The sequence below is a fragment of the Pseudoalteromonas translucida KMM 520 genome (assembly GCF_001465295.1).
Taxonomy (GTDB): Bacteria; Pseudomonadota; Gammaproteobacteria; order Enterobacterales; family Alteromonadaceae; genus Pseudoalteromonas; species Pseudoalteromonas translucida.
In genome coordinates this window covers 3,382,096-3,390,388 of the sequence record NZ_CP011034.1, presented here as the reverse complement: position 1 = coordinate 3,390,388, position 8,293 = coordinate 3,382,096, and the positions used below count along the sequence as shown (strand labels likewise).

Below are 8,293 nucleotides of genomic sequence, written 5' to 3'. Positions count from 1 at the left end.
TATCACGGTATAAAACACTTAACACAATGATTTAATACAAGTTTAATTTTAAAGCCTGAGCATAGATCATAACAAAATTAGCTCTGGATCGCGAAACAAATCTGCGATCTAATTTAGTTTTCCCCTGCTTTTATTCACTTTTTATACAGGGGCTGTGGAAAACTTCTTATTAATGATGATCCTAATAGATCACTCTTTATGATCTACATTAAATAACTGGTATACTCCAAGGGTAGTGCGTAATTATGATTGACTTTAATACACTTCATCTATAATATCTCGCGCTCGCAATGGCACCTGTGCCAGGATCGCGACCTGCATAGGATGTTTTAACTTTAACCGATCGGAAGAGATTGTTATGAAAAGAACTTTTCAACCAAGCGTTTTAAAACGCAAACGTGCTCACGGTTTCCGTGCTCGCATGGCAACTGTAAATGGCCGTAAAGTATTAGCTCGTCGCCGCGCTAAAGGCCGTAAAGTTCTTTCTGCTTAATTTATAAGTGGAAGACTTTAACTTTGGCAGGGAGTTACGTCTGTTAACTCCCTCGCATTACTCTCGCATATTTAATGAACCCGCTCGGGCTGCAACTCCTTTCTTTACTCTTTTAGCTAAACCTAATGACCAAGATCAACCTCGGTTAGGACTTACTGTTGCTAAAAAACGAGTTAAAAAGGCATGCCAACGTAACCGTATTAAACGTTTAGCTCGCGAATGCTTTCGTTTAAATAAACACAGCATCGACAATATAGATATTGTGCTTATGGTTAAAAGTGGTATTGATGAGCAGTCTAATGAAGAATTAACCAAACAACTGACCAAGTTGTGGCGTAAAATTAATGAGCGCTGCAAACCGGGTGCGCCCAAACCACCACCTTTTAAAAAGCGCCCTAATAAATCAGTTAAATCAAATAAACAGACCTAATAGCAATAGAATTACAGGGTTAATTAAGGTATCTTTAGCTCACCTTTTAATCATGCATTTAAAATCTCATATTGAGTCTTTAAATACATGGTATCTATTTACTAAACTTACGTAGGAGCATATATATCATGAGGTTACTTAAACCACTTGTTGCTTTTCCAACGTATTGTTTAGTTTTATTTATCCGCGGTTATCAAAAGTGGATTAGCCCGCTATTAGGTCCGCATTGTCGTTTTAATCCAACGTGCTCTAGTTACGCGATTCAAGCAATTAATTTGCATGGATCAGTAAAAGGCAGTTGGTTAGCAGTTAAACGCATATTAAAATGCCATCCTTTACATTCAGGTGGGAACGACCCCGTTCCTGAAAAATTAACCCATATTAACCACCAACACGAGAAATAAGAGCTGTTATGGAATCGCAACGCACGTTTTTATTCATTGGCCTGATGCTGGTGTCGTTTTTATTATTTCAAGAATGGAATACTGATTACAACACGCCAAAAGCCGATCCGAGTGCCACCACACAAACATTAAACCCAACATCATCAGAATCAGAAGATTATGTACCAACTTCATCTGACTCTGAGTTACCTGCTTCAGCAACTTTAGCAAAACGCTCTGTAATTGAAATTACAACAGATGTTTTCAAAGTTAAAATTGATACCCGAGGCGGTGATATAGTTGAAACTTACTTACTTCAATATGAAGAAACTAAAGGCAGTGAAACACCTTATATGCTGCTTGGTGAGTTTGATGGTAAGCAATACTTTTCACAAAGTGGTTTAATTGGCTTAAATGGTCCTGATGCTTCTGCACAAGGTCGCCCAACTTACCACGTAGAGCAAAAGTCATACACTTTAACGGGTGATGAACTTAGAGTGCCGCTACAGTTTACTGATAGTAATGGTGTTAACTTTACAAAAACCTATGTATTCAAAAAAGGTCAATATGATGTTGCTTTAGAATACACAATCAACAATACCACTAGCACGCCACTTCAAGTACAGCTTTACACACAAGTTAAGCGCACTGTACAAGAAAAAGGCAGCATGGTTGATCAAAACTATTTAGGTGCAGCATACGGTACTGATGATGACCCGTACGAAAAGTACAGTTTTTCAGATATGGCTGACAAAAATCTAAATAAAATTACACTTGGTGGCTATGTTGCGTTTATTCAACATTACTTTGTAAGTGCTTGGGTTCCAATGCAGGATCAGTCAAATACACTTTATAGTTTAATTACTAAGAGTAATGCTGCCATCATTGGTGTTAAAGACGAAGCGGTTAATATTCAAGCTGGTAGTGAGCAAACACTTACTGCTACTTATTATATGGGCCCGAAAGAGTCTGATGTACTTGAAGCTATTCACCCTGATTTAGATTTAACCGTAGATTACGGTTGGTTATGGTTTATTTCACAGCCTTTATTTGTATTGTTAAAATGGTTACACAGTATTTTAGGTAACTGGGGTGTGGCGATTATTGCCATTACTATTATCGTTAAATCGTTAATGTACCCACTGACTAAAGCGCAATATACCTCAATGGCTAAAATGCGTGCCCTTCAGCCTAAAATGGCAGCGCTTAAAGAAAAATTTGGTGACGATCGTCAAAAGTTCGGCCAAGCCACAATGGAAATGTACAAAAAAGAAAAAGTGAACCCTATGGGTGGCTGTTTCCCTATTTTGCTACAAATGCCTATTTTCTTAGCCTTGTTCTACGTGTTCTTAGAATCAACAGAACTTCGCCACGCTGAATTTATTTTTTGGCTAACTGACCTTTCTGCGAAAGACCCATACTACGTGTTACCAATATTATTTGGTGCCAGTATGTTTATTACGCAAAAACTGCAACCTATGACGGTTACCGATCCAATGCAGCAAAAAATGATGACCTTTATGCCGGTTATCTTCTCTGTATTCTTCTTATGGTTCCCATCTGGTTTAGTTCTTTACTGGTTAGTGTCTAACCTTATTTCTATTGTCCAGATGTTAATCATCTACCGTGGCATGGAAAAGAAAGGAATTAAAGTAAGAGGCTAATTAAGCTCCTACTTATATAAAGGCGACTTAGGTCGCCTTTTTTATTGCCTGTTTTTCAACACAGCTATTCGCTACAAATAAATCCATAGGTTACAATACCGCCATAAAGTTACTCATTGTTGGCAAATTAATAGCATGTTCAATCAAGACACAATTGCAGCACAAGCAACAGCCCCCGGACGTGGTGGTGTTGGTATTATTCGCGTTTCAGGCAGCCTTGCTAAAAGCGTTGCTGAAAAAGTGGTAGGAAAAATACCTAAAGTTCGGTACGCCGATTATGTGCCATTTAAAAGCCTTGCTGGCGAGCAACTTGATCAAGGTATTGCCATTTACTTTGCCGGCCCTAACTCATTTACTGGTGAAGATGTACTTGAACTACAAGGCCACGGTGGCCCAGTAGTACTGGACATGTTACTTAAAGAAATTAGCAAAATTGACGGTGTTCGTTTAGCAAAGCCAGGTGAGTTTTCTGAGCGTGCATTTATGAACGACAAGCTTGATTTAACTCAAGCAGAAGCCATTGCCGATTTAATTAATGCAACCTCAGAGCAAGCAGCTAAAAGCGCCCTACAATCGCTACAGGGTGAATTTTCAAAGCACATAGAAACCCTAGTAGAAAAAGTAATTCACTTGCGTATGTACGTAGAAGCCGCAATTGATTTTCCAGATGAAGAAATTGATTTTTTATCTGACGGTAAAGTTTCTGGCGATTTAGATGCCATTATTGCCCAGCTCAATACAGTAACCGATCAAGCTAAGCAAGGCAGCATAATGCGCGAAGGTATGCGGGTTGTTATTGCCGGTCGCCCTAATGCGGGTAAATCAAGCTTATTAAATGCCCTTGCTGGGCGTGAAGCCGCTATTGTAACCGAAATTGCCGGCACTACACGTGACGTACTACGTGAACATATACATATAGACGGCATGCCACTGCATATTATTGACACAGCAGGCCTGCGTGAAAGCCCTGATTTAGTAGAACAAATAGGTATTGAGCGCGCATGGGATGAAATAAACCAAGCCGACCGAGTGCTGTTTATGCTTGATGGCACCGACACTGTTGATACTGATCCCCATAAAATTTGGCCAGAATTTATGGCTAAATTACCCGTTGGATTAGGGGTTACAGTGATCAGAAATAAAGCCGATTTATCGGGCGATATTGTTGGTATGGAGCAAAACCAGCAATACCCGGTCATCAGTTTAAGTGCTAAAAATGCCGATGGTATTGAGCTGGTTCGCGAGCATTTAAAAGCCTGTATTGGTTTTGATGGCGCAACAGAAGGTGGCTTTATGGCACGTCGTCGCCACCTCGATGCGCTTGAGCATGCAGCGCACCATTTAGATACAGGTAAAGCTCAGTTAGAAATGCATATAGCGGGCGAAATACTCGCCGAAGAATTACGTTTAACCCAGCAATATCTAAACGAAATTACCGGCGAATTTACCTCAGATGACCTACTTGGAAAAATATTTAGTTCATTCTGTATCGGCAAATAAGTTGTCAAATATATTTTAAAGAGCCCTAGAGGCTCTTTTTTATTGTCAATAATCCCCTGCTTTCACTACCTATTTCTTCTCTAAGAACAGCTGTTTTTGCACTAATATTAATGCCTAGTAAGTAGCTGGCTGGTCTTAATTCATCAAATTAATGCCGTTTTAACTAAAAATAACGCCTCTTTAATAGCTATAAAATGGCTAATTTATAGCATTAATTTAGTCTGGCTTTTACAAAATAGACTGTAATTTAGCTGCTATTTTAACTGCTGTGGATCAATTTTACGGTGGCTATTATGGCAATACTCCCTATTAAAACAGGCTTAATTAAGCTTAAGAGCAGCAATATATGTTTATAATTCATTCAATACAGCAGCCTGTTTTAGGCTTTTATTGACTCTAAATTACGCATATTAATAAAATCGAGTAGAGCAACACAACCTCAAGTAAGCGTAAATTATATTTTTGGTCGGCCAAGTTAGCTAAAATTAATGATGATCTGCGCTGAGAAAATAAATAATGTCAGATCAGTTATCCACAATTAGCCTTTATTACCTTTTATAGAGACTTAAATTCTCGCATTTAACCAAGTAAATATCCCAGATCCGCCACTAAAACTAACTATTTGCTGTTAATTAGCTAATTTAATAAAAAGATCAGCTTTATTTGATCTAATTTAAATTTATTTTATGATCTAAATAGCACTTATCAACAGGCATTCTATCCACATTATGATCAGGGTATATATTATTACTTAATAAGGTCAATTTAAGCATTTTCATATTCTTTAAATCAATAACTTAGCGATCAATCATAAATAATAAAGCGGCTTTAAACAGAGCTTTCCCCACTGTTATCAACAACTTGATCAGAAGATTACATTTAAAGATTATTTGTTAAACCCTATTTAATCAACAACTTAAAACATCACAAGTAAGTGAGGCTAAATTTACAGCTAAAATAGTTATACAAAAAAGCACTCTTAACTTTACTGTTATACAAACTCAGTTATTATAAGCGGCAATTAAAAGCCATGTGATCACAAAAATTAATGAGTGCAGTAAATATTATTATTGGCAGCCAAATGGGATCCGCTGAATATGTTGCAGAGCAATTAGGTGATCAACTTAATGCTCAAGGTATTAGTACGCAACTACATGAACAGCCTGCATTTAACGATATAGATCAGCAAAATACTATTTGGTTAATATGTACATCTACTTATGGCGCAGGAGATTACCCTGAAAACTTAATTGGCTTTATTGACGATTTAACACAAGCTGATGATTTATCTGATATAAAATACTCAGTTATTGGTTTAGGCGATACCAGCTACGATACTTATAACCTTGCTGGGCGCAATATAGATGAGCTATTAGCACAAAAAGGCGCAATTAGAGTAGCCGAACGCTTAGAGCTTAATATTCTTGATGAAGCGCTACCAGAGGATACTGCATTGGCCTGGCTTGACTCTTGGCTAGCTAAAACAGGCTTAAATTAATAGATCAAGCTAAAAAATGAAATTAAAGTTACCCACAATTTGCTAATAATTTAATAGTTTTTGTGGATAACCACTGATTAAACTGCGTTTATAGCTATGCTTATCCATTGGATAAGATCCGGTTGATATTGCCCTGTGCATAAAGTGCCTTTTTGATCAGAGCTTATTCGCTGGATGATCCGATCATGTTCACACCTTTAGATCTGATCTAATCATATGTTTTAAATAAAGATCTAAACCTTATCAACAGAAAAGTGCTTCAGTAGTAGTAATAGTAATAAAAGATCTCTTTAAAAGATCCTTTATATTATTAGAGATCACACACTTAGATCTTGACCGCTGTTAATCATTTATCTTCTGCTAAATTCTAGGTAGAATACGCTCCCTTTTGAAGTTTACTGGTTTGATTTAAGTAGGATCCCATTAATGATTTTTCACGAAAATTTTGACGTTATCGTAGTAGGTGGTGGACATGCTGGCACTGAAGCCGCATTGGCAGCCGCACGTATGGGGATGAATACCCTGCTGCTAACTCACAATATGGATACACTTGGTCAAATGTCATGTAACCCAGCAATTGGTGGCATTGGCAAAGGTCACTTAGTTAAAGAAATTGACGCACTAGGTGGGGCAATGGCACAGGCCATTGACAAAGGCGGGATCCAATTTCGCACACTTAATTCTTCAAAAGGCCCAGCCGTTCGTGCAACCCGAGCACAGGCTGATCGCGCTTTGTACAAAGCGGCAATTCAAACAACATTGCAAAACCAAGATAACTTAAAGATTTTTCAACAATCGTGTGATGATCTTATTGTTGAAAACGATCGTGTTACTGGTGTGGTTACCCAAATGGGTTTACGTTTTAGTGCTCCAAGTGTTGTGCTAACCGTAGGTACTTTTTTAGGTGGCCAAATACATATAGGTTTAGAAAACTTTAAAGGTGGTCGTGCAGGCGATCCTCCTTCAATTGCATTAGCTGATCGTTTACGTGAATTACCTTTTAGAGTGGATCGTTTAAAAACAGGTACTCCACCACGCATTGATGCACGTACTGTTGATTTTAGTAAAATGCAAGAACAAGCAGGTGATACGCCTATACCGGTATTTTCATTTATGGGTAAACCAAGTGATCACCCACAACAAATACCGTGTTACATCACCTTTACTAATGAAAAGACCCATGATGTTATTCGTAAAAACTTACATCGCTCGCCAATGTATGGTGGTGTGATTGAAGGCATAGGCCCGCGCTACTGCCCTTCTATTGAAGATAAAATTGTTCGTTTTGCTGATAAAGACAAACATCAAATTTTTGTTGAGCCAGAAGGTTTAACATCATATGAATTATACCCTAATGGTATTTCGACCAGTTTACCGTTTGATGTGCAAATTGAAATTGTGCAATCTATTACTGGCTTTGAAAACGCCCATATTTGTCGTCCTGGTTATGCTATTGAATATGACTTTTTTGATCCTCGCGATTTAAAGCAATCATTAGAAACTAAATTTATTGAAGGCTTATTTTTTGCGGGCCAAATAAATGGTACCACCGGTTATGAAGAAGCGGGTGCGCAAGGCTTAATTGCAGGTATGAATGCTGCTTTAAAAGTTCAGGGTAAAGAGTCTTGGACTCCACGTCGTGACGAAGCTTATGTGGGTGTACTTATTGACGACTTAACTACTTTAGGAACGAAAGAACCTTACCGTATGTTTACTAGCCGTGCTGAGTATCGTTTATTATTACGTGAAGATAATGCCGATATTCGTTTAACTGAAAAAGGCCGCGAATTAGGCTTAGTGAATGACGAGCGTTGGCAGGCATATAACGAAAAAATGGAAGTGATCGCAAAAGAGAAACAGCGTATTAAAGATACTTGGATCCACAAAGATCATACAATGATAGATCAAGTTAATGCATTGCTAAAAACGCCATTAACGCGTGAAGCTAGTTTAGAGGAATTATTACGTCGTCCTGAAATTCGTTATAACGATCTAATGGCAATTGACGGCTTAGGATCTGAATTTACTAATCAAGCCGCGCTTGAACAAGTTGAGATCCATACAAAGTACGCAGGTTATATTGTGCGCCAGCAAGATGAGATCAATAAACAGTTACGGCATGAGCAAACAATTTTACCAAAAGAGTTTGATTATAAAACCGTATCGGGTTTATCAAATGAGGTTGTTGCTAAGCTGATTGATGCTCGTCCAGACACTATTGGACAAGCTTCGCGTATTTCTGGTATCACCCCAGCGGCGATTTCGTTATTATTGGTGTATCTGAAGAAGCAAGGCTTGTTACGCAAATCTGCATAACGGCGAGGG

General features: G+C 38.2%; 7 protein-coding genes. All 7 read left to right on the top strand.

Going from position 1 to position 8,293, the window contains the following annotated elements:
- The first annotated feature begins 358 nt into the window (after window positions 1–358).
- The 7 genes from rpmH (at window position 359) to mnmG (ending at window position 8,284) form a co-directional block, all read left to right on the top strand.
- Window positions 359–493 carry a 50S ribosomal protein L34 gene (gene rpmH, locus PTRA_RS15645; RefSeq protein WP_004335215.1) on the top strand — a complete coding sequence of 45 codons (135 nt, stop codon included), beginning with the start codon at window positions 359–361 and terminating at the stop codon, window positions 491–493.
- A gap of 7 nt (window positions 494–500) precedes the next feature.
- Entirely contained in the window at window positions 501–923 is a 423-nt protein-coding gene (rnpA, locus tag PTRA_RS15640) for a ribonuclease P protein component (protein ID WP_058374467.1), read from the top strand.
- Between the two features lie 128 nt (window positions 924–1,051).
- Window positions 1,052–1,327, top strand: coding sequence for a membrane protein insertion efficiency factor YidD (gene yidD, locus PTRA_RS15635; protein WP_058374466.1), 276 nt, complete (start codon window positions 1,052–1,054; stop codon window positions 1,325–1,327).
- Window positions 1,328–1,335: 8 nt separating this feature from the next.
- Window positions 1,336–2,970, top strand: coding sequence for a membrane protein insertase YidC (gene yidC / locus PTRA_RS15630; RefSeq protein WP_058374465.1), 1,635 nt, complete (start codon window positions 1,336–1,338; stop codon window positions 2,968–2,970).
- Between the two features lie 135 nt (window positions 2,971–3,105).
- Window positions 3,106–4,470, top strand: coding sequence for a tRNA uridine-5-carboxymethylaminomethyl(34) synthesis GTPase MnmE (gene mnmE, locus PTRA_RS15625; protein WP_058374464.1), 1,365 nt, complete (start codon window positions 3,106–3,108; stop codon window positions 4,468–4,470).
- Between the two features lie 1,048 nt (window positions 4,471–5,518).
- Complete coding sequence (gene mioC, locus PTRA_RS15620; RefSeq protein ID WP_058374463.1) at window positions 5,519–5,968, top strand: FMN-binding protein MioC; 450 nt, start codon at window positions 5,519–5,521, stop codon at window positions 5,966–5,968.
- A gap of 426 nt (window positions 5,969–6,394) precedes the next feature.
- On the top strand, window positions 6,395–8,284 hold the full coding sequence (mnmG, locus tag PTRA_RS15615; protein WP_058374462.1) for a tRNA uridine-5-carboxymethylaminomethyl(34) synthesis enzyme MnmG: 1,890 nt from the start codon (window positions 6,395–6,397) through the stop codon (window positions 8,282–8,284).
- Window positions 8,285–8,293: the final 9 nt, after the last annotated feature.